The following is a 20,082-nucleotide window of genomic DNA, read 5'->3' as shown; positions in this document are numbered from 1 at the left end:
ATCGAAAGATACAACGTAAAAGAATCGGTGGAGCGGTAGTTCAGTTGGTTAGAATACCTGCCTGTCACGCAGGGGGTCGCGGGTTCGAGCCCCGTCCGTTCCGCCACTTAATTGATAAGCCCTGAGTCTCTGACTCAGGGCTTTTTCATATCTATATTTTGCGCTTTCAAGGCCGGAATTGTCCTTCTTTACAGCCTTATCTCCCGATATTGTTGCCTTTAGATCAAAAGTCTTATGCCGAACCAGGCGTTTTTGATCAATAAAAAAGTTGCCATAATCTTCCTCATACCACATTTACCCGTTAATGAGAGAAAACATTATGAGCATCCCTGCATTTGGTTTAGGTACTTTCCGCCTTCAGGATCAGGTTGTTATCGATTCTGTCAGCACCGCACTTGAGCTGGGCTACCGTACTATCGATACCGCACAGATCTATGAAAACGAAGCGGCTGTTGGCCAGGCTATAGCTGCCAGCGGCGTGAAACGTGAAGATCTGTTCATCACCACCAAGATTTGGATCGCGAACCTGGCGAAAGGCGCACTGATCCCAAGCCTGCAAGAAAGCCTGAAAAAACTGCAAACGTCCTACGTTGATCTGACGCTGATCCACTGGCCGTCACCCCACGACGAAGTGCCGGTTGCCGAATTTATGGCTGAGCTGCTGGAAGCGAAAAAGCTGGGGCTGACCCGTCAAATTGGCGTATCTAACTTCACCATCGATTTGATGCAGCAAGCGATTGACGCGATTGGCGCCGATGAAATCGCCACCAACCAAATCGAGCTGTCACCGTTCTTGCAGAACCGCAAGGTGGTCGAATTTGCACAGCAGCACGGCATCGCCATCACCTCTTACATGACGTTGGCCTACGGCAAAGCGCTGCAGGATGAAACGATCAAAAGCATCGCTGCTCGTCACAATGCGACCCCAGCACAGGTGGTTCTGGCTTGGGCATTGAAGCTGGGTTATGCGGTGATCCCTTCCTCGACCAAGCGTGAAAATCTGGCGAGCAACCTATTGGCGCAGCAACTGACGCTGACCGACGAAGATATGGCGCAGATCGCCGCACTGGAGTGCAACGGCCGTCTGGTTAGTCCGGAAGGCCTGGCGCCAAACTGGGATTAATCATTCCTCGCCGTAGTCAGCATAAGGCGTCCATCGGGGCGCCTTTTTTATCGTTTCAGGTATTCACTCACAAAATCAATAAAGCTGCGCAGACGGTTGCTGACGGCGCTGTCGCTGTAGTAAACCGCGTTGATCGGCATGGCGACCGGCAGTGTCGCTTCCACCAGAATCGGGACCAAATCTCCACGTTTGATATCTTCGTCGCTCATAAAGTCCGACAGGCAGGCGATACCGTTGCCATGCAGACAGAGATGGCGCTGGGTTTCTCCACTATTGGTGGTCAAACCGGGGGTGATTTCCAACTGGCTGCCATCTGAACAAGCCAGTGGCCAGCGGTTCAAGCTGGGCAGGTCGTTGAAACCGATACAGCAGTGATGTGCAAGATCTTCTACCGTTAGCGGCGTGCCGTGCTGAGCCAGATAAGCGGGGGAGGCGAGCACATGTCGGTAGCTGGTCATCAGTTTGCGTGCTTTCAGCGTAGAATCGGTCAGCTCGCCTACGCGGATCGCGATATCCACTTTTCGCTCGATCAGATTGATAAAGTTTTCCGAAGACACCAGCGATAACGACATTTCTGGATAACGTTCGCGGAACTCGGCCACTAAAGGCGTCAGCATATGCAGCACCACCGGCGTTGCCGCATCGACGCGCAGCAGGCCTTGCGGGCGCTGGCGGCTTTCCATCAGCGCATTTTCCGCCGCGGCCATGTCGTTCAGTACCTTCTGCACCTGGCGAAAGTAATTCTCTCCTTCCTGAGTCAGACTGATTTGGCGCGTGGTGCGGTTGAGCAACGTTACGCCCAGTTTGCTTTCCAGTTTTTTCACCGTTCGGCTGACTACGGAGTTCGCTTGTTCCAGGCGTTCGGCCGCCCGGCTGAAGCTGCCGCTTTCTACGACGGTGACAAAGGTGATCAACTCGTCAGAGTTTGCTTTCATTTTTGCTCCGATAGCAAAGTTAATTTGAAATTTTGAGCATTTTTATCATTTAAGCATAGGCCGATAATAGCCGTCATCAACTTGAATGCTATTTCGGAGTAAAAAATGCCACTCGCATTACTTGCCTTAACCATCAGCGCTTTTGCTATCGGCACGACCGAGTTCGTGATTGTCGGGTTGATCCCGACTATCGCGGAGCAGCTTGGGGTGACCGTACCGTCCGCTGGATTGCTGGTGACTATCTATGCCCTCGGCGTGGCCATTGGCGCGCCGGTGCTGACGGCCCTGACCAACCGCATACCGCGCAAACTGCTGCTGGTTGGCCTGATGGTGCTGTTCACTCTCGGCAACCTGCTGGCCTGGCAGTCACCCAGCTATGAATCGCTGGTAGTGGCTCGGTTGTTGACCGGCCTGGCGCACGGCGTGTTCTTCTCTATCGGCTCCACTATCGCCACTAGCCTGGTGGCAAAAGAGAAGGCGGCTTCCGCCATCGCCATCATGTTTGGTGGCCTGACGGTGGCGCTGGTGACCGGCGTACCGCTGGGGACGTTCATCGGCCAGCAGTTTGGCTGGCGTGAGACCTTCCTGGCCGTTTCTCTGATTGGCGCTGTCGCCACGCTGGCCAGCGTTATTCTGGTACCGAGCAATATCAAGAACCAGGGCAGCGCCGGCGTGCGGGAACAGCTGAAAGTGCTGACTCATCCTCGTCTGCTGCTGATTTACGCGATTACCGCATTGGGGTACGGCGGGGTCTTCACGACCTTTACCTTCCTTGCGCCGATGATGCAGGAACTGGCCGGCTTCTCTGCTCCGACCGTGAGCTGGATACTGTTGGCTTATGGCGTCGCGGTGGCGGTGGGTAACATCTGGGGAGGCAAGCTGGCCGATCGTCATGGGGCCGTGCGTGCGCTGAGCTTTATCTTTGCCGCGCTGGCCGTTTTGTTGCTGGTGTTCCAGCTTACCGCCAGCCACAGTATTGCCGCTTTGCTGACGGTGATTGTGATGGGCGTGTTCGCTTTCGGCAACGTGCCGGGGCTGCAGGTGTATGTGGTGCAGAAAGCCGCACAATACACACCAAATGCGGTGGATGTGGCGTCCGGTCTCAACATCGCGGCGTTCAACATCGGCATTGCGCTCGGCTCGGTGATTGGCGGCCAGACCGTTGCCTCACTGGGGCTGGCGCAGACCCCCTGGATTGGCGCGTTGATCGTGGTGGTTGCATTGTTGCTGGTTAGCTTCAGCGGTCGCCTGGATAAAAAGTCTCAGCTGCAAACGGCTTAATACGTAAAACCCTTGCTGCCTGGCCCGCATTTTGCGGGCCTTTTCGCATTTTTCACCTATTACCCCTCACCTTTACACAGCTATACCGTCAGAAGATTGAAATCGCTGCAGGCGGCCCCTATAACTGAAAAGGTGATGCCCGCAAAAGCCATGCCCTCTATGCAGGGTAGGCGTATAATCAATTCATCGTTGGCGAGTGTTCATCGCCAGTTTTCATGTTAATGGGTAATAGGCGAATCGCGTGCCGAAACGAACTTATGCAATGAGGTATGTTGCAGGTCAGCCAGTTGAGCGAATCTTTCCTGGTGCCGTTAACCAGCCGTTGCCGCCAGGGGCGGCGCTGCCGACGACCGGCGCCCTGCGCGTCATGGTATGGAATATTTTCAAACAGCAGCGAGCCGACTGGCTTTCGGTGCTGAAAAACCATGGTAAAGACGCGCAGCTGGTATTATTGCAAGAGGCGCAAACCACGCCAGAGTTGGTGAGCTACGCTACCGCCAACTATCTGGCGGCCGATCAGGTGCCGGCCTTTGTGCTGCCGCAGCACCCTTCCGGCGTGATGACGCTGGCTGCCGCTCATCCTGTTTACTGTTGCCCGCTGCGCGAGCGAGAGCCGCTGCTGCGGCTTTCCAAGTCGGCCTTGATCACCGTTTATCCGCTGTACAACGGCGAACTGTTGATGGTGGTGAACATCCATGCGGTGAACTTTAGCCTGGGTGTCGACGTCTACAGCAAGCAGTTGGGGCCGATAGGCGAACAGATCGCCAGTCACCGGGGGCCGGTGATTATGGCAGGGGATTTCAACGCCTGGAGCCGCAAGCGCATCAATGCGCTGTATGACTTTGCCGGAGAGATGGCGCTGCGCGAGGTGAGTTTCACCGACGACCATCGCCGCAAGGCCTTCGGTCGTCCACTGGATTTCGTATTTTACCGCAATCTGGGAGTGGTGGAGGCGTCGGTGCTGGTGACCAGCGCGTCGGATCACAACCCGCTGTTGGTGGAGTTTCATCCGGAGAAAGACTCGCCGGTATGGTGAATCGCAGCTAATAAAAAAGCACCCCGAAGGGTGCTTTTTTTGTGCCGAACATTTAAGTATCCGGCGTCATCTTGTTGCCGACAAACAGGGTCAGCTTCAGACCTGGCTGCAGGTTGCCTTTGGCGAGCGTTGAATTCCAACGCATCACGTCGTTAATATCGACGCCGTGACGACGTGCGATACTGGCGAGCGAATCACCTTTACGAACCTGGTAGGTGATACTGCTGTTACTGCCAGTATTGCTGGCCACTTGCAGGGTTTGCCCAACTTTTAAGGCGCTCTTGGCGCGTAAGTTGTTCCAACTCTGCAAATCGCTGGTCTTAACGTTCAGCCGCTTGGCTATGGCCGATAAGGTGTCGCCGGAGCGAACTTTATACGAACTGCCACCGGACAAACCGCTGTTCTTCGCCAACTGCGTCGTTGGCTGAGTCACGGCGATCTGGCCATCGGCCAGCGAGTCTTTCAGCTGATCGGCATGCCCTTTGGGAACCATGATGTAATGGGGCCCGTTGGGTGCCGTAACGCCTTTTTTGTAGCCTGGGTTATACGCTTTCATCTTGGTGACTGAAAGCCCAGCCATCTCAGCCGCCTGAGTCAGCTGGATCTGCTGCCCGACATCGATACGAGCCAGCGCACGGGTTTCATCCGTTTTCGGGAGTTTCACGCCGTACTTCTTGCTGTTCTTGATGATGTCGCTCAGCGCCAGCATTTTCGGGACATAGATTGACGTTTCACGCGGAAGCGACAATGCCCAGAAATTGGTTGGCTTACCCTGGCGTTTGTTTGCCTTCACCGCTTGCATCACGCGGCCTTCACCACTGTTATAGGCGGCTACGGTCAGTAACCAGTCGCCGTTAAACATGCGGTTCAAGCGCTGCATCATGTTAAGCGCAGCGGTTGTCGAGGCGACGACATCGCGTCGACCGTCATACCACTGATTGTTTTTCAAACCATAATTGCGACCCGTTTGCGGCACGATTTGCCATAGCCCTGCGGCGTTGGCACTTGACGTGGCGTGTGGGTCAAAAGCGCTCTCCACTATGGGTAGCAGTACCAGTTCCATCGGCATATTACGTTTCTTAATCTGCCCGACTATCCAGTACATGTACGGCTCTGCCCGTAATGTTACATCGTGGAGATAGCTCTTACTTTTTAAGTACTTTCTTTTCTGATCACGGATCCGGGAATTTTCCGGAACCTCCATCTTCAGCTCGTCGCTAATGAAGTTCCACAGGTCCTGTTGCGCGGCGGGACTGTTGTTATCCAACCACCGCGCCGAGCTCGCTCGGCCATTTCCTGTGTACTCTCCTGCTTCACCATCTTGACCAGCCGAAGACAAACTCTGTGCATGCTGTTCTGGCGCCGGTGCGTCCTGCCTGGACGACTGGCAACCCACTAGCAAGACCGAGGCGAGAAATATCGCTTTAGCCTTCATGTGTGTGTCAATGTAGTTGCTTAAAAGACGAGCAATAATACTTTGCTTCGCCAAATAACACAACTAAAAGCTTAGAAGTTATCTTTCCGCAGGCGTAATTCGGAAAAAACTGAATGAAGGCTTTCCGGTGGTGAATTAAAGCCTAATTTCTTTTGTAAATCAGCGTCATGGCAACGTAAAAACAGGTTAATTTTGCGCTCTAATTGCAACGTGGTCGGCACGCTAGCTTGGCCTTTTGCCCTTAACGCTTCAACATGTTGTTGATATGTTTCAATCTCTCGATCTTCCGGCAAAATAGCCCGCGCAAACTTAAGATTTGAAAGAGTATATTCATGCGCGCAGCAAATTAAGGTGTTATCGGGAAGTTGCGCGAGTTGTTGAAATGAGTCGTACATTTGTTTTGCGGTGCCTTCAAACAGCCTGCCGCAGCCGGCGGAGAAAATGGTGTCGCCGCAGAACAGATAAGGGGCACTATAGAATGCCACATGGCCCAGCGTATGGCCGGGAACGGCGATAGTCCTGTATTGGCGGCCATCGATATCAAAGGTATCGCCGTCATGGACGATGTGGTTGGCGCCTTTGCCAGCGGTTTCCTGCGGCCCGTAGACCGCCAGGCCCGGGTATTGTGCGACAATCTGCGCCACGCCACCGACGTGATCGTGGTGGTGGTGGGTCAGCAGGATCGCCGACGGCGCCAGCTGCAGGCGCTGCAGCGCCTCGAGCACCGGCCGCGCTTCACCCGGATCGACGATAATGCAGCGCCCCTGCCGGTCATCCAATAACCAAATGTAATTGTCCTGGAAGGCGGGAATGCTGATAAGATTCATGGTGTACCTCTCGTTGGCAACGGCTTGAAAGAAGATAATAAATCATGAAACCAGCCCATACTCTACAAAAGCTCACCGGCCCGCAGTCCTGGGCTGAGCTGCCGTGGGGGGAGTACTATCGTGAAGCGCTCGAGCGGCAGTTGCAACCCTGGTGGCCCAAGCTGTTCGGTTTCCATCTGCTGAAGATGGGTATGCTCAGCGCCGAGCTGGCCACGGATAAATGCGCAATCTCCCACCAGGTCAACGTAGGGCTGGAGGGGGAAGGGCTGCAGGTGATCGCCGACGCCTATCAACTGCCGTTCGCCGCCAAGTCGGTGGATGCCTGCCTGTTGGCGCATACGCTGTCCTACGCGGACGATCCGCATCGCATGCTGCGTGAGGTGGATAGGGTGTTGATCGACGACGGCTGGCTGGTTGTCAGCAGCTTCAATCCGTTCAGCCTGCTGGGATTGGGCAAGCTGGTGCCCGGATTGCGTCATCGTCAGCCCTATGTTAGCCGCATGTTTACCCAGATGCGGTTGTTGGATTGGCTCAGCCTGCTGAATTACGAGGTGTTGCACCAGGCGCGTTTTCACGTGCTGCCGTGGCACCGCAAGGGCGGCAAGTTTTTATGCACCCATTTGCCGGCGCTGGGCTGCATGAGCGTGATTGTGGCGCGCAAGCGCACCTTGCCGCTGACGCCCACGCCGATGAAACTGGGGGCGAGAAAGCCGTCTCTCAGCCGCGCGGTGGGCGCGACCAAAAGTTATCGCAAGCTGCCTTAGGCTTCCGGTTGGTAGCCGACGTCATCCTGCGTCGGTTTACCCGCCGCCTCGCGCGCCAGCTCGTCGCAGCGTTCGTTCTCCGGGTGGCCGGCGTGGCCCTTGACCCACTCCCATTTTACGGTGTGGCGCTGAATGGCCTGATCCAGCCGCTGCCACAGATCGACATTCTTGACCGGTTTTTTGTCGGCGGTTTTCCAACCGCGTTTCTTCCAGTTATGGATCCAGCTGGTAATGCCCTGGCGCACGTACTGGCTGTCGGTGCTGAGCGTCACGGCGCAAGGCACCGTCAGCGCTTCCAGCGCCACGATCGCCGCCATCATTTCCATGCGGTTATTGGTGGTCAGACGAAATCCTTCGCTGAAGGTTTTTTCCGTCTGCTTATAGCGCAGTATCGCGCCGTAGCCACCGGGGCCAGGGTTGCCAAGGCAGGAGCCGTCGGTGAAAATTTCTACCTGTTTGAGCATCTCTGGTAGACTCTTCCTATCAGTTTTATAAAAGCCAAGTCTGACATAAACGAGCGCTGTGAGCACTGCAATATGATCTCTACAACCACCAGACAGATTGTCCTCGATACCGAAACCACCGGTATGAACAAGCTTGGGGTGCACTACGAAGGGCACCGCATCATCGAAATTGGTGCGGTGGAAGTGATTAACCGCCGCCTGACCGGGCGCAACTTCCACGTATACATCAAGCCGGATCGGCTGGTGGATCCGGAAGCGTACGGCGTACACGGCATCAGCGACGACTTCCTGGCCGACAAACCGACCTTCGATCAGGTTGCCGACGAATTCCTCGACTTTATCCGCGGCGGCGAGCTGGTGATCCATAACGCGGCGTTCGATATCGGCTTTATGGATCACGAATTCCGCATGCTGCAGCAGGGGATCCCGAAGACCGAGACCTTCTGCACCATCACCGACAGCCTGATGATGGCGCGCCGCCTGTTCCCGGGCAAGCGCAACAACCTCGATGCCTTGTGCAGCCGCTATGAGATAGACAACAGCAAGCGTACGCTGCACGGCGCATTGCTCGATGCCGAGATCCTGGCGGAAGTCTATCTGGCGATGACCGGCGGTCAGACGTCGATAGCGTTCCAAATGGAAGGCGACACCCAGCAAAACGATGCCGCGCAAGAAATACAGCGTATCGTCCGCCCGGCTACGGCGATGAAAGTGGTCTACGCCAGCGACGAAGAAATAAAGGCGCACGAGGCGCGTCTGGATCTGGTGGCGAAGAAGGGTGGCAGCTGCCTGTGGCGCGGGGCGCCGGCGGAATAACGGCGTTTTTGCACGAAAAAAACGCACCGGGCGACCCTTCGTTGAAAAACTGTGCAAACGGTTCATTTGCGGAGAAAAAGGCGTTGACGGAACCGAGAGGCGTCCGTAATATGCGCCTCGTTCCCCCGCAAGAGGGAATGGCGCGGAGCGGTAGTTCAGTTGGTTAGAATACCTGCCTGTCACGCAGGGGGTCGCGGGTTCGAGCCCCGTCCGTTCCGCCACTATTCAGAAGCCCTGAGTTAGCGATAACTCAGGGCTTCGTCGTTTCCGTTCTCGGCAAAACGGTGCGGCCCAGAGAACGGGGCCGGCAGACCGGCCCCTTATCCTCAGAACAACACCGAGTAATTCAAACCGAAGGTGCGTCCGCGGCCTTTATAGCTGTACAGCTCAGGCGAGCCGTAGGTCGGGCTGTACAGGATCGGCGCGCGTTGGCCCCAAACGGTGGTGTACTCCTTGTCCAACAGGTTTTCCACGCTGAAGCTGACTTTCCCCACCGGCAGGGCATAGCTGCCGAGGAAATCGAGGGTGTTGTAGCCATCTATTTTGCGGCCTTGGGTGGAGTTGGCCTTGGTGTAATCGCCGTCGTCCGACACGTCGAAGGTTTGCTGCGACTGCAAGCGCAGATTCCAGTCGCCCGGCGCCCAGCCGACGTAAGCGGTGACTTTCGATGGGCTGGCGGTATCGACCACCAGCTTCTTCCATTCGCCGTTGACCTTGGTTTCAGAACGGATGAAGTTGAAGTTGGTGCCGGCGCTCCAGTCGCTGTCTTCGAAGAAGTAGTCCACCGCACCTTCCAGCCCATAGATGCGCCGCTTGTCCGCATTGACGTTAATGGTCATGTCGGTTTTGTTGATGGCGATGCTCTTGTCGGACAACGAGTAGTAGGCGGCGATTTGCGTGCGCAGGTTATCGCCGGTATAGCGCCAGCCCAGCTCGTAGGCGTTGACCTTGATGCCTTCCAGCTTGGAATCGCCGACGTTGACGCTCTTCAGCAACTGGTAATGGCCGCCGTTCAACGCGTAGGTGCCGTTGCCGTAATACTTGCCCGGATCCGGGATCTCGAAGCCCTGAGAGAAGTTGAACCAGGTTTGCTGACGCTCGGTCAAGTGCGCCAACAGACCGGCGTTGAACAGCGCATTGTTGTAGTCGGTTTTCCCTCCCGGGATGGCGTCGGCGGAGGCGGCGGCGCCGGTGGCGATCGCCTGCTGCTGGTTATAGCCGACGAAGTCGTCGATCTTGTTTTCGGTGTACTGGTAACGCACGCCGCCGCTCAGGGTGAAGATGGGGTTGATGTCGTAACTGGCCTGCAGGAACGACGCCAGGTTGCTGGTGGTATAGCTCGGGTAGCGGCCGGTGCCGTAAGCGTTCTCCAGCGTCATGCCGCCGGACTGTTGGGCCTTCGCCAGGTTGAAGAACTGCTGGTTGGCGTTGAAGCTTTCATGCTCGGCGTCGATGCCGTAAGTCAGCGTCAGCACGTCGACAGGTTTGCTGTTTAACGTCAGTTTGCCGCCGTAAAAATCGGTTTTTTGCTGCGAAGCGCCAATGCTGCTGACGTAATAGTTCGGCGCTTTGCCCGCCAGCGTTGGGAAGGGGTAGAAGGTCAAGGTTTCGTCGCGGTAGTAGACCTGCGCCACCAGATCCTGGCCGAGGAAATCGGTGTTGGAATATTGCAGGTTGATCAGGTGGCGCTCGGTGCCGGGGATGCGATCGGAGTTTAAGTTACCGCTGTTGTACGCCTTGGCGTTGCCGGTCACCGCCGCGAAGTTTTCCCCCAGAAACAGGCCGTGATCGCCGTCGGACTGGCTTTTGTAGTATTGGGTGGTCAGCTGCAGCTGTTGATGATCGTCGATGTTGAGGGTGCCGGTACCCATCACATCGAGGCGATTGGAATACTGCAGGCCGGTTTGAGTATTGTCGATCAGCACCTCGTTGCCTTTGCCGTCGTACCAGCCGCCGTAACGCTGGTAAGAAACGGACAGCCGCCCCGAGGCGTTGTCGTTGCCGCCGCTGACCGCCGCCGCCACGTTCTCGTCGTGATCGTTATGGCCGCCGAAACCGGTTTTGCCGCCGACCTGCAATTCGACCTGCTGCTCTTTCTGTCCTTTCTTGGTCACGATATTGATCAGGCCGCCGGTGCTGCCGCCGCCGTACAGTGCGGTCGCGCCGGAAATCACCTCAATATGGTCGATATTGAACGGGTCGATCGAATCCAACTGGCGGCTGTCGCTGCGCGACGAGTTCAGGCGTACGCCGTCGATCATCACCATCATCGAACGGCCGCGCATATTCATGCCGTAGTTGGTGCGGCCCTGGCCGCTGACGTCCATGCCGGGGATCAGCTGCGCCAACATGTCCTTGATCTCTTTGCCGCCCTGGACCTGCTGTTCGATCTCCTGACTTTCGATCACCCATGTTGTCTGCGCCATTTCCGCCGCGCTGCGGTGCGAACGGCTGGCGGAGACCACCACCTGCTCTTCGCTGCCGTTTTTCTGATCTTCTGCCCAGGCCGCCGGCGCAAGCAACGCCAGCAGACATGGGTTTAATACCCAAAGAGGTTTGCGTTTCATCGTTATTTCCCAGGTGATATTGTCGTTACGTTGTTTTTTGAGAATGCTTCTTTTATCAATAACGTTTCTTGTTATCAATAAAATCATGATATGATTTTTTGCGATGCATTAACGTAATTAATTAGTTTTATTAACATTTATCCGCTGCGCGATCGCGCGGCCACGCCGCCAACACGGCAGCCGATCGGTCATACGTAAAAGCGACAGCCGTTGCCGGAGAGTCGAGAACATGTCCGCCAGCTACAGAATTTTTGATATCACCCTGAAAAGCAAAACGCTGATTTCGCCCTCTTTGCTGCGCTGCGTGTTTGAAGGTGCGGATGTTCATCGCATGAAGCTGGAAGCGCCTGACCAGCGCATCAAACTGCTGTTCCCGGCGGCGGACGGCAAGATCACGCCGTTGGCCAACGGCCCGGACTGGTACGGCGATTACATGGCGCTCCCCAAAGAACAGCGTCCGGTAATGCGCACCTATACGCTGCGTGCGCTGCGCCGCGAGCAGAATCAGATGGACGTCGAGTTCGTGCTGCATGGCGTGAACGGCCCGGCTTCAGCCTGGGCGACCCATGCCGAACCCGGAGACACGATTCAAACGGTCGCCCCCAACGGTGACTTCGACGGCGACAGCGGCGGTTACGAATGGGCGCCGCCGGCGCAGTTGCAACAGGCGTTGCTGATCGCCGATGAGACGGCGGTGCCGGCGGCGATGGCGATTCTGGAACAGCTGGCGCAGCAGGCCAATCCGCCGCGGGTGCAGGCGTTTTTCGAGGTGCCGGTGGCGGCGGATTGTCTGGATTTGGCGCATTTCCCGTTCGCCGACGTTTATTGGCTGCCGCGCGACGTCGGCCGCCAGCTGGCGCACGGCACGCTGCTGGTGGAAGCGGTGCGCCAGCGGGTGGATATCCCCGCATCGGCCTGTGCGCAAGCGCAGTCCCTGGCGGAAAGCAGCCTGAGCGATGAGGTGTTGTGGGAGCGGGCGGCCGGCAGCAACGCTTTCTATGCCTGGGTGGCGGCCGAGTCTTCCGCGGTGAAAACGCTGCGGCGTTACCTGATTGGCGAACGCGATCTGGATCGCTCCACCGTCAACTTCATGGCCTATTGGTGCTGAGTCGGCCGCCGCCGTGCGCCTTCATCATGGGCTCTACCGCCTGGAGGCCTAAGGCGCGTCGAGCAGGCTGACGTGCGCCGCTACGATGCGCCAGCCACAGGGCAGCTTGACCCAGGTTTGCATTTGCCGCCCTCTGCGGTTGCTGCCCGGCCGATGAAATTCCGTGCTGGCCACCGCCATATCTTCACCAAAAGTCGTGATTTGGGTGTTTTCCAACAGCCGCTCCAGTCCGTTGGCCGGGCGCCGTTGACGAAAATCGCGGATCTCGTCGATACCGTAGAGGCTTTCGGTGGCACCATAGCGCACCGTGCGCGCGTCGTGCCAGAACAACTCGTCCAGCACATCGATGTCATTGCTGATTAACGCCTGCTCATAGCGGTAAAAGGCGGCGATGACCTCCGCCAGCACCGCCGGCCGATCGATATGTTCACTGTTCATTGATTACTCCTGTTTGCAGACGCAAGTGGCGATGCCGGCGCATTCCAGCGCATAGGCGGCGCGCAGCGCCAAATCTTCGCGCCACGGCGGGGCGATCAGTTGCAGGCCGATCGGCAGACCGGATGCGCTTTTCAAAGGAACCGTCACGACCGGCAGGCCAAGGAAGGAAATCGGCTGCGTCAGCATGCCCATACTGGCGCGGATCGGCAGATCGACGCCGTTGATGCGCATCGTTTCCTGGCCGATCGGCGTGGCGCTGCATGGCGTCGCCGGGGCGATCAAAATGTCCCAGTGCTTGAACAGCGGCGCGGCTTGCCGGCGAAACGCGTGACGAAAGCGCTGTGCCTGCAAATACCAGGTGGCGGGGAGCATGGCGCCGGCCAGCAGTCGTTCTCGCGACAGTGGCTCGAAGCGTTCGGGTTGGCTGCGCAACTGCGGCAGATAGCGATGGCCGCCCTCTGAGGCGCTGAGGATAAAGGCCGCCGATCGGGCCAGCTCGGCCTGCGGCAGCTCGACTTCGGCGCTGGCTGCCAGCGCTTGCGCCACCTGGTTGACTGCGGCTTTGGCGTCATCATTGCACCATTGCAGGAAATAGCCGCCTAACACGGCGCAGCGCAGGTTCTGGCTGCCCTGCGCCAGCAACGCTTCGGTGCGGGAAATCGGCCGATCGCTCTGGAACGGATCCTCGGCGTCGATGCCCTGCATCGCATCATACACCGTCGCGAGATCGTGCACCCGGCGGGCGAACGGGCCGATGTGATCCAGGCTGTCGACAAACGGCTGGCTGCCGCTGCGCGAAAGACGGCCGAAGGTCGGTTTCAGACCATAAATGCCGCACAGCGAGGCGGGCACGCGTATTGAGCCATTGGTGTCGCTGCCGAGCGAAAAGGTCACCAGGCCGGCCGCCACCGCTGCGGCCGAGCCACCCGAAGAGCCGCCGGCGATGCGCCCGAGGTCATGCGGGTTTCGGGTGGCGCCGTAATGGCTGTTCTCGGTGGTGAAACCGTAGGCGTAGGCGTCCATGTTCAACATGCCGCAAAGCAACGCGCCTTGATCCGCCAGCCGGGAGACGCCCCAGGCGTCGCGGTCGGCCGGTGGCCGATCGCTGAACAGGCGGGCGCCGGCCAGCGTGGTTTCACCGGCGACGTCGAACAGATTTTTTACCGCATAGGGAATGCCGGCCAAAGCGGGCAGCGTTTGCCCAAGCGCGCGCGAACGGTCGAGGCGATCGGCTTCTTTTTGCATGCGTTCCCGGGTGATGTGCGTAAAGGCGTTCAGCGCGGGATTCTGACGGTCGATGTGATCGAGCGTATGCCGGACGATCTCGCGCGCCGAGAGCGCGCCGCGTTCAAGGGCCGTACGGATCTCGGCGAGCGACAGGGCGCTTAAGGGATTCATGGGCGATATACCCCCGCGATTTCCTGGCGCGGATCCAGCGGGAAGGCCATCAGCGGTTCGGCCAGCGCGGCGATGCGTTCGATCTGTTTCAACAGTTCCCGGCGGCGGACATCGTCCAGTTCCACGGCCAGCACGGTTTCCATCTGGTGGATATAGGCCGCCCAATCGGCGGCGTGTTGATTGTTCATAAGCGATCCCGATAAATAAGAGAGTCAGAAGCCGGCGGCGCTGCCGTTGCTTCGCGGATCGAAAGCGCCTTCGAACATGCCGTTGGTGTGGCGTACGATGGCGCCGGCATGGCCGACCGTTTCGCTGAACGCCGGCAGCAGTTCAACGGCGTGGCCGCGCTGTCGCAGATAGTCGAGGGTCGCCGCGTTAAAGCGCCCCTCAAGCTTCAATGAGTCCGAACTTTCGCCCCAGGTTCGCCCCAGCAGCCAGCGCGGCGCGCTGATCGCCTGCTGCAGCGGCAACCCTTGCACCACATGCCGCACGAATAACGCCGCTTGAGTCTGCGGCTGGCCGTCACCGCCCATCGAGCCGTAGATCAGCGTGCGTCCGTCATACAGCCGGGCGGCGGCCGGGTTCAGCGTATGGAACGGCTGCTTGCCCGGCGCCAGCGCCAGCAGATGATCGGCGTCCAGGCTGAAAGAGGCGCCGCGGTTTTGCCACAGGACGCCGCTGTTCGGCAGTACCACGCCGCTGCCGAATTCGTGGTAGATGCTCTGAATGAAGGAGACCGCCAGCCCGCTGCTGTCCATCACCCCCATCCAGACCGTATCGCCGGGTCCTTTGCCCTGGCCCCAGTCGGCCGCTTTTTGGCCGTCGATGCGCCCGGCCAGCCTATCCAAATGGTCGGCCGCCAGCAGCGCCTGCGGATCCTGCGTCATGTGGCGCGGATCGGTGATGAAACGGTCGCGCAGATCGAACGCCAGCTTGGTGGCCTCGACCACGGCGTGTACCACGGCGCCTTCGCTCTGTCCGACCAGCGGCAGACGGTCGGTTAGCCCGAGTATGGCAAGCGACACCAGCCCTTGGGTCGGGGGAGCCAGATTGAATATTTCACCTTTTTGGTGTTCCAGGCGCAGCGGAGGACGGCGGCATGGCCGATAACTCGCCAGATCCTGAGCGGTAAGCGGCATGCCCAACATCGCCATGTCCGCCGCCATGCTTTCAGCCAGCGGCCCGCGATAAAAACTGTCGAGCCCGTCCTCACTCAGTGCGATCAGCGTATCGGCCAGCTGCGGTTGGCAGAATCGTTGGCCGGCAAGCGGGATCTTTCCCTGCGGCAGGTAAATGCGGGCGAAGGGGGCGAACTCCTCCAGCTCGTGGCGTTTGCTGCGCGTCGCCGCCTCTTGGGAGGCGGTGACCGGAATGCCGTCGGCGGCGTAGCGTATGGCGTCGGCGAGCAACCGCGACAGCGGCAGCGGCGTTTCGCCCAGTTCGGCCGAATAGGCCAACGCCTCCTGCCAACCGCCGACGGTGCCGGCCACGGTCAACGCCGCTTTTGGGCCGCGCTGCGGGATGCGGCTTTCTCCGGCGTACAGCGCCGGCGTCGCCAGCGAGCCGGCGGCGCCGCTGGCGTCGATGGTCAGCGGCTCGCCCTGCGGCGGCACGATCAGCCAGAAACCGTCACCGCCGATGCCGTTCATGTGCGGATAGACCACGGCGATGGTCGCGGCGGCGGCTACCATCGCCTCAATGGCGTTGCCGCCTTCGCGCAGCACCGCCAGCGCGCTTTCGCTGGCGAGATGGTGTGGCGTGACCGCCATGCCCTGTGGCGCGGTATTGCTGTTAATCATATTTCTGCCCTTGTCTGAGGTGAGCGTTTGGGTAACAGAAGCAAGAGGCGTTCCACTTTTAATCAGGACGATTAATTGCTTGTCAGAGAGGGGACGGGGCGTGCTATGTTCCGGTGAAACAAAAGTTACAGCGAGAGTGATGATGCAGCCCTTCGATGAACGCCTGCGCAACGAATATCCGCAATTGGCGCCGCAGGAACAGCGCGTCGCCGACTTTATCCTCGATCATTTCGATGACCTGATCAGTTACAACAGCGCCGAGCTGGCGCGCTTGAGCGGGGTTTCTAAAGCCACGGTCAGCAGGCTGTTCAAGCGGTTGGGGTATCGCAGCTACAAGGACATGCGCGCTGAGCTGCGCACCCTGCGCCAGAGCGGCATGCCGGTGACCGACGAGAGGCATGCGGTGCAGGGCAATACGCTGCTGGCGCGGCATTACAAGCAGGAAATGGCTAACCTCTCGCACTGGGTGAGCCATCTCGATGTGGAGCAATTCGGCGCGGTGATCGCCGCACTGGCGCGGGCGCGGCGGGTCGCGCTGCTGGGATTTCGCAACAGCTATCCGATAGCCATGCATCTGCGTCAGCAGCTGATGCAGGTGCGGGAGCGGGTGATGCTGATGCCGCAGCCCGGCCAGACGCTGGCGGAGGAGCTGGTCGATCTCGCGCCGCAGGATATGGCGGTGGTGGTGGCGTTTCGGCGCCGGCCGCGTCAGCTCAAGGCGATACTGACGCAGCTGCAAACTCGCCGGGTGCCGACGCTGTTGATCTGCGAACCGCAGGCGCAGTCGCTGATCCCGCTGGCGGACTGGCATTTGGCCGCTTCGCTGGACAGCGTCTCCGCCTTCGACAGCTATTCAGCCGCCATGAGCTTATGTAACCTGCTCAGTAACGCCCTGCTGCATGAGATGTTGGAGCAGGGGCGATCGCGTATTCATCACATTGCCGGTCTGTATCAGGATTTGGACGAACTGGAACCGCGCTAACCGGCGCTTTTTTGGTGCTGATGCACATTTTTGGTGCGTATTTGGCCTGCCTGCTTTCCCTTTCTCCGTCGCCGGCCCGCTGAGGTCTGCAGGTTTTTTCTCGTTAATCAGCGCCAGTTAAGGCATGGGTTCGACGTATATTCGATTGGCACATTAGTTGCAGAGTCTGCGGTGTAAGAATCTTTTGTTTCATCTTTTCACCATCGGGGATACGCTATGAACATCAAAAAAACGCTGTGGACGGTTTTCACTGGGATCGCCTTGCTGGCGCAGGCCGCGCCGACCATGGCGGATCAATTGCAAGAGATCCGGCAGCGCGGCGTCCTGCGCGTGGCGGTGCCGCAGGATTTCCCGCCATTCGGCTCGGTGGGCACCGATCTGCAGCCCCAGGGTTATGACATCGATATGGCGCGTTATCTGGCCGATAAGATGAAACTTAAATTGCAGTTGGTGCCGGTCACCAGCGCCAACCGGGTGCCTTATCTGCAGACCAATAAAGTGGATCTGGTGATCTCCAGCCTGGGCAAAAATCCGGAGCGTGAAAAGACCATCGCCTTCAGCCGCGCCTATGCGCCGTTCTTCCTGGGGGTCTTTGGTCCTAAAGACGGCGCGTTGGCGGACATGGCGCAGCTCGATGGCAAGACCGTCGGCGTCACGCGCGGTGCGGTGGAGGATATGGTGCTGAGCGACGGCGCGCCTAAAGGGGCGCAGATCAAGCGTTATGAGGATAACAACACGACGCTGTCGGCCTATCTCTCCGGGCAGGTGCAGTACATCGCCACCGGTAACATGGTGGTGAGCGCCCTGGCGCGCCAGAATCCGGACAAGGCGCCGGCCGCCAAGTTTATGTTGAAAGATTCGCCGTGCTTCGTGGGGTTGCGCCAGGGAGAACCGGCCCTGAAAGCGGCGGTGGATGCGCTGATTGGACAGGCGCTGGCGGACAAGACGCTGAATGGCCTGTCGGAGAAATGGTTGAAAGCACCGCTGCCCGATGGTTTTGGCGCATAACGGGAGCGGCGGATGACCTATCAGCTGAATTTCTCCGCGCTCTGGCCCTACATGCCTGAGCTGTTGGCGGGGTTACTGACGACGATGGCGCTGACGGCGCTGGCGACGTTGATGGGGGTTGCGCTGGGCATTTGCGGCGCGGCGATCCGCAGCGGCCGGGCCGGCGCGCTGAGCCGCCTCTGGGGCGTTTACGTCGAAGTGGTGCGCAACACGCCGTTCGTCGTGCAGTTGTTCTTCATCGTGTTCGGCCTGCCGAGCCTGGGCTGGAAACTGACGGCCGGGCAGGCGGCGCTGCTGGCGATGGTGATCAACCTTGGCGCCTACAGCACCGAAATTATTCGCGCCGGCATTCAGGTCACGCCGAAGGGGCAGTGGGAAGCGGGGCGCGTGTTGGGGCTCAGCCGCAGCCAGACCTTTTTACGCATCGTACTGCCGCCGTCGCTGCAGCGTATTTATCCGGCGTTGGTGAGCCAGTGCATCATCGTGATGCTGGGATCCTCGGTGGTGTCGCAGGTCTCATTCGAAGAGCTGACCTTCGCCGCCAACCTGATCCAGTCGCGCACCTTCCTCAGCTTTGAAGTCTATCTGGTGACGGCGCTGCTTTATCTGTTGTTGTCGCTGTTGATGCGTCAACTGTTGCTGGCCGCCGGGCGGCGTTTTTTAGGGAGCCGGAACTGATGCTGACGTTTACCGATTGGGACATCGTGCGCAATCTGCTGTTGGCGGCTCGCTGGACGCTGCTGCTGTCGTTGACGGCATTTTTCGGCGGCACGCTGGTGGCGCTGCCGCTGGTGTTGATGCGCCTGAGCAAACGCCGCTGGGCAATGCGTTTTGTCCGCGTTTACGCTGAACTGTTTCAGGGCACGCCGCTGCTGATGCAGCTGTTTTTGGCGTTTTTCGGTCTGGCGCTGTTCGGCGTCGACGTCAGCCCATGGACCGCGGCCGCGCTGGCGCTGACGCTATTCACCAGCGCTTTTCTGGTGGATATCTGGTCCGGCAGCATCGCCGCCTTGCCGAAAGGTCAGTGGGAGGCAGCCCGTTGTCTCGGGCTGAGTTTCACGCAGACGCTGATGCGCGTCATCACGCCGCAGGCGGTGCGTATCGCCATTGCGCCGACCGTCGGTTTCTCGGTTCAGGTGATCAAGGGCACTGCCTTGGCGTCGATCATTGGCTTCGTCGAGCTGACCAAGGCCGGCACCATGCTGAACAATGTGACTTATCAGCCCTTCAAGGTGTTTGGTCTGGTCGCATTGGGCTATTTCCTGATGTGCTATCCCTTGTCGCGTTACAGCCATTATCTGGAGAAGAAATGCCATGCCGATCATCACCATTAATCAGGTTCAAAAATATTACGGTCAGAATCATGTGTTGAAGGGCGTGGATCTGGATATCGACATGGGGCAGGTGGTCTCGATCATCGGCCGCAGCGGGTCTGGTAAAAGCACGCTATTGCGCTGCATCAACGGGCTGGAAGGGTATCAGGAAGGGAGCATCAAACTGGGCGGCATGACCATCACCGATCGCGATTCGCAGGCGCGTGAAATCAGCCGCTCGATTGGCATGGTGTTTCAGAACTTCAACCTGTTCCCGCATATGACGGCGCTGGAAAACGTGATGCTGGCGCCGCGCCGGGTGCTGAAAAAAAGCGCTGCCGAGTGCCGCGAGTTGGCCGAACAGATGCTGAACAAGGTGGGATTGGGTGAGCGCATGCATTACGCGCCGGCCAACCTTTCCGGCGGGCAACAGCAGCGGGTGGCGATCGCCCGGGCGCTGGCGATGAAACCGAAGGTGTTGCTGTGCGATGAGATCACCTCGGCGCTGGATCCCGAGCTGGTGGGTGAAGTCCTGAAGGTGCTGGAACAGTTGGCGCGAGAGGGCATGACGCTGATTCTGGTCACTCATGAAATGAGCTTCGCCCGCGAGGTGGGCGACCGGGTGGTATTTATGCACCAGGGCAAGGTGTGGGAGCAGGGAAATAGCCGCACGCTGTTCGCCAATCCGCAAACGCAGGAATTGAAACAGTTTATCGCTTCTGTGCGCGGGTTGTCAGAAGCCTGATTTCGGCAAATAAAATGACAAGTTATTAAGCTGGTAAGGAAAT

The 20,082-nt window shown here is 58.6% G+C and carries 20 protein-coding genes and 2 tRNA genes; 13 read left to right on the top strand and 9 right to left on the bottom strand.

Translation table 11 applies throughout. The annotated features are described in order from the left end of the window. Positions 1 to 29: 29 nt before the first annotated feature. Both H7A77_RS23285 and dkgB read left to right on the top strand, forming a co-directional pair. A tRNA-Asp gene (locus H7A77_RS23285) sits at positions 30 to 106 on the top strand. 213 nt (positions 107 to 319) lie between these two features. After that, complete coding sequence (dkgB, locus tag H7A77_RS23280; protein ID WP_033650993.1) at positions 320 to 1,123, top strand: 2,5-didehydrogluconate reductase DkgB; 804 nt, start codon at positions 320 to 322, stop codon at positions 1,121 to 1,123. A 47-nt stretch (positions 1,124 to 1,170) separates the two neighbouring features. On the opposite strand, the gene yafC is transcribed toward dkgB, so the two are convergent. Further along, a complete protein-coding gene (gene yafC, locus H7A77_RS23275; protein ID WP_004930183.1) occupies positions 1,171 to 2,058 on the bottom strand; it encodes a DNA-binding transcriptional regulator YafC in 888 nt (295 codons plus the stop codon). Positions 2,059 to 2,163: 105 nt separating this feature from the next. On the opposite strand from yafC, the gene H7A77_RS23270 reads away from it, so the two are divergent. Next, positions 2,164 to 3,339 carry an MFS transporter gene (locus tag H7A77_RS23270; RefSeq protein ID WP_182074712.1) on the top strand — a complete coding sequence of 392 codons (1,176 nt, stop codon included), beginning with the start codon at positions 2,164 to 2,166 and terminating at the stop codon, positions 3,337 to 3,339. A 241-nt stretch (positions 3,340 to 3,580) separates the two neighbouring features. Then, positions 3,581 to 4,375, top strand: coding sequence for an endonuclease/exonuclease/phosphatase family protein (locus H7A77_RS23265; protein WP_025160092.1), 795 nt, complete (start codon positions 3,581 to 3,583; stop codon positions 4,373 to 4,375). 52 nt (positions 4,376 to 4,427) lie between these two features. Here the strand turns inward: H7A77_RS23265 and mltD are convergent, their stop codons facing one another. Together mltD and gloB are read right to left on the bottom strand one after the other, a co-directional pair. After that, positions 4,428 to 5,810 carry a murein transglycosylase D gene (mltD, locus tag H7A77_RS23260; RefSeq protein ID WP_033650995.1) on the bottom strand — a complete coding sequence of 461 codons (1,383 nt, stop codon included), beginning with the start codon at positions 5,808 to 5,810 and terminating at the stop codon, positions 4,428 to 4,430. Positions 5,811 to 5,881: 71 nt separating this feature from the next. After that, positions 5,882 to 6,637, bottom strand: coding sequence for a hydroxyacylglutathione hydrolase (gloB, locus tag H7A77_RS23255; RefSeq protein ID WP_071997792.1), 756 nt, complete (start codon positions 6,635 to 6,637; stop codon positions 5,882 to 5,884). Positions 6,638 to 6,681: 44 nt separating this feature from the next. Here gloB and H7A77_RS23250 point away from each other — a divergent pair, with 44 nt between their 5' ends. Beyond that, on the top strand, positions 6,682 to 7,401 hold the full coding sequence (locus H7A77_RS23250; protein WP_033641943.1) for a class I SAM-dependent methyltransferase: 720 nt from the start codon (positions 6,682 to 6,684) through the stop codon (positions 7,399 to 7,401). Here the strand turns inward: H7A77_RS23250 and rnhA are convergent. Further along, positions 7,398 to 7,865 (bottom strand): ribonuclease HI, encoded by a 468-nt coding sequence (rnhA, locus tag H7A77_RS23245; RefSeq protein ID WP_033641944.1) that lies wholly within the window; start codon positions 7,863 to 7,865, stop codon positions 7,398 to 7,400. The genes H7A77_RS23250 and rnhA overlap by 4 nt on opposite strands. 72 nt (positions 7,866 to 7,937) lie before the next feature. On the opposite strand from rnhA, the gene dnaQ reads away from it, so the two are divergent. Next, positions 7,938 to 8,681 carry a DNA polymerase III subunit epsilon gene (dnaQ, locus tag H7A77_RS23240; protein ID WP_033641945.1) on the top strand — a complete coding sequence of 248 codons (744 nt, stop codon included), beginning with the start codon at positions 7,938 to 7,940 and terminating at the stop codon, positions 8,679 to 8,681. A gap of 144 nt (positions 8,682 to 8,825) precedes the next feature. Next, a tRNA-Asp gene (locus H7A77_RS23235) sits at positions 8,826 to 8,902 on the top strand. A gap of 105 nt (positions 8,903 to 9,007) precedes the next feature. Here H7A77_RS23235 and H7A77_RS23230 read toward each other — a convergent pair. Next, a complete protein-coding gene (locus tag H7A77_RS23230; protein ID WP_164058017.1) occupies positions 9,008 to 11,248 on the bottom strand; it encodes a TonB-dependent siderophore receptor in 2,241 nt (746 codons plus the stop codon). Positions 11,249 to 11,477: 229 nt separating this feature from the next. Between H7A77_RS23230 and H7A77_RS23225 the strand changes: the two genes are divergently transcribed. Then, positions 11,478 to 12,356 (top strand): siderophore-interacting protein, encoded by an 879-nt coding sequence (locus tag H7A77_RS23225; RefSeq protein ID WP_042783720.1) that lies wholly within the window; start codon positions 11,478 to 11,480, stop codon positions 12,354 to 12,356. A gap of 48 nt (positions 12,357 to 12,404) precedes the next feature. Here the strand turns inward: H7A77_RS23225 and hpxZ are convergent, their stop codons facing one another. From hpxZ to H7A77_RS23205, 4 genes are read right to left on the bottom strand one after another with little or no spacing between them, the layout of a single operon-like run. Further along, complete coding sequence (hpxZ, locus tag H7A77_RS23220) at positions 12,405 to 12,794, bottom strand: oxalurate catabolism protein HpxZ (RefSeq protein ID WP_182074711.1); 390 nt, start codon at positions 12,792 to 12,794, stop codon at positions 12,405 to 12,407. A 3-nt stretch (positions 12,795 to 12,797) separates the two neighbouring features. Then, positions 12,798 to 14,192 (bottom strand): AtzE family amidohydrolase, encoded by a 1,395-nt coding sequence (locus tag H7A77_RS23215; protein WP_072628343.1) that lies wholly within the window; start codon positions 14,190 to 14,192, stop codon positions 12,798 to 12,800. Then, positions 14,189 to 14,380, bottom strand: coding sequence for an oxalurate catabolism protein HpxX (gene hpxX, locus H7A77_RS23210; protein ID WP_033651000.1), 192 nt, complete (start codon positions 14,378 to 14,380; stop codon positions 14,189 to 14,191). The genes H7A77_RS23215 and hpxX overlap by 4 nt, the downstream gene beginning before the upstream one ends. A 24-nt stretch (positions 14,381 to 14,404) precedes the next feature. Further along, a complete protein-coding gene (locus H7A77_RS23205) occupies positions 14,405 to 15,991 on the bottom strand; it encodes a gamma-glutamyltransferase family protein (RefSeq protein WP_033634114.1) in 1,587 nt (528 codons plus the stop codon). Positions 15,992 to 16,133: 142 nt separating this feature from the next. Between H7A77_RS23205 and H7A77_RS23200 the strand changes: the two genes are divergently transcribed. The 5 genes from H7A77_RS23200 (at position 16,134) to H7A77_RS23180 (ending at position 20,039) form a co-directional block, all read left to right on the top strand. Further along, a complete protein-coding gene (locus H7A77_RS23200) occupies positions 16,134 to 16,973 on the top strand; it encodes a MurR/RpiR family transcriptional regulator (RefSeq protein WP_042785644.1) in 840 nt (279 codons plus the stop codon). A 216-nt stretch (positions 16,974 to 17,189) separates the two neighbouring features. Continuing rightward, on the top strand, positions 17,190 to 17,981 hold the full coding sequence (locus H7A77_RS23195; protein ID WP_042783724.1) for a transporter substrate-binding domain-containing protein: 792 nt from the start codon (positions 17,190 to 17,192) through the stop codon (positions 17,979 to 17,981). Between the two features lie 12 nt (positions 17,982 to 17,993). Beyond that, the gene (locus H7A77_RS23190) at positions 17,994 to 18,659 is read left to right on the top strand and encodes an amino acid ABC transporter permease (RefSeq protein WP_033634112.1); all 666 of its coding nucleotides are present in this window, start codon (positions 17,994 to 17,996) and stop codon (positions 18,657 to 18,659) included. Next, a complete protein-coding gene (locus tag H7A77_RS23185; protein WP_033641953.1) occupies positions 18,659 to 19,315 on the top strand; it encodes an amino acid ABC transporter permease in 657 nt (218 codons plus the stop codon). The genes H7A77_RS23190 and H7A77_RS23185 overlap by 1 nt, the downstream gene beginning before the upstream one ends. Continuing rightward, on the top strand, positions 19,296 to 20,039 hold the full coding sequence (locus H7A77_RS23180; protein ID WP_033641954.1) for an amino acid ABC transporter ATP-binding protein: 744 nt from the start codon (positions 19,296 to 19,298) through the stop codon (positions 20,037 to 20,039). The genes H7A77_RS23185 and H7A77_RS23180 overlap by 20 nt, the downstream gene beginning before the upstream one ends. The last annotated feature ends 43 nt before the right edge of the window (positions 20,040 to 20,082 follow it).

Origin of the sequence: Serratia sp. ME47, assembly GCF_903970925.1 — a bacterium.
GTDB classification, from domain to species: domain Bacteria; phylum Pseudomonadota; class Gammaproteobacteria; order Enterobacterales; family Enterobacteriaceae; genus Serratia; species Serratia ureilytica.
The sequence above is the reverse complement of the archived record's forward strand: the minus strand, read 5'-3'. Positions and strand labels throughout refer to the sequence as shown.